Source organism: Roseburia sp. OM04-10BH (assembly GCF_003462605.1).
Lineage (GTDB): Bacteria > Bacillota > Clostridia > Lachnospirales > Lachnospiraceae > Roseburia_C > Roseburia_C amylophila.
In genome coordinates this window covers 1-1,073 of sequence record NZ_QTZI01000034.1, presented here as the reverse complement: position 1 = coordinate 1,073, position 1,073 = coordinate 1, and the positions used below count along the sequence as shown (strand labels likewise).

The window sequence follows — 1,073 nt, the reverse complement described above, 5'->3', positions numbered from 1 at the left end:
TACTATACCCTGTCTTAATCTGCTCTGTTTTTGTCACACCGGGACGTGATGTTTTTAATTCAACTGTACTTGTTGTCACGTTGCCGTCTTTTGTATTTGTACTATCCTTTTCACTATCTGTTTTTTTAACAGTATTCTTGTAATTTGAAGCATAATACGATGTGTAACTACTGTTATTGATACCTGTAATTGCCATAATCCTACCTCCCTGTTATTGAAACTTAAAATAATTTCTATTATATTGAACGACTTGGATATTTAATTTCTCTCAGCCTCAATATGATATGTAATTACTATTTTTATTTGTAAATCATAGTACTAACATCATCAAATCTTAATGCTCATCAATAACTGCTCTCTATTAGGCTGAATCATTGTATATTTCTCCTTAAATGAGGTAATTGCACCATACATTTTCTCAGTTAAATTTTCTGGGATTTCGTCCTTTCCCCTGGTTTTTTGCTCCTCAATGTAAGCCGATGCCAAAGTTGACCTTGTGGTAATTTTTGAAATTTTATTCATTTCTTCACCAATAATTCCACGGGCATGCTGATTGGTTGTCTCCATTGTCACAAAGTCATCCACTGTTTTTTTATATGCAGCATCTAAATTGCTTAACTCTTCATCCTTTGTAAGCTTACGAGGTCCATTTTCATCAGCTACATATATTTCTCTGGTTCCATTTTCATAGCCCTTCACAATTTCATCATATAATTCTGCGTATGCTTTAACATAATTATTTGCCTTGTCAGTAATATTTAAGGCACTTTTTCCTGTATCAACATTTTGATTCTGCTGTGCTGCCTTCTTTTGAATTTCATAACTATAATCAATATCACTGATTTTTTTACTCGCTAACAGTTCCTTTCTTTGAACCACATCATCATATTTTTCCTGTCCACTCTGCTGTATACGATTACGATAATACTCCAATCCCTCATTAGAAATCGAAAGCTTCACTGATTGCCCCACTGTATGTTTTTCGTTTGTCTGACTATTTCCTTTCTGTACTTTATCAGTATTTTTTTCCATTATTGAATTCGTATTATTCATGTAATTAGATATTTTCATAT

General features: G+C 32.7%; 1 protein-coding gene and 1 pseudogene. Both read right to left on the bottom strand.

Annotated elements, in window-relative coordinates; translation table 11 throughout:
• Window positions 1-196 (bottom strand): annotated as a pseudogene (locus DXB43_RS15590) (hypothetical protein); the annotation flags it as partial.
• 131 nt (window positions 197-327) lie between these two features.
• On the bottom strand, window positions 328-1,073 hold a 746-nt coding region (locus tag DXB43_RS14920), incomplete at its 5' end, for a hypothetical protein (RefSeq protein WP_055040720.1).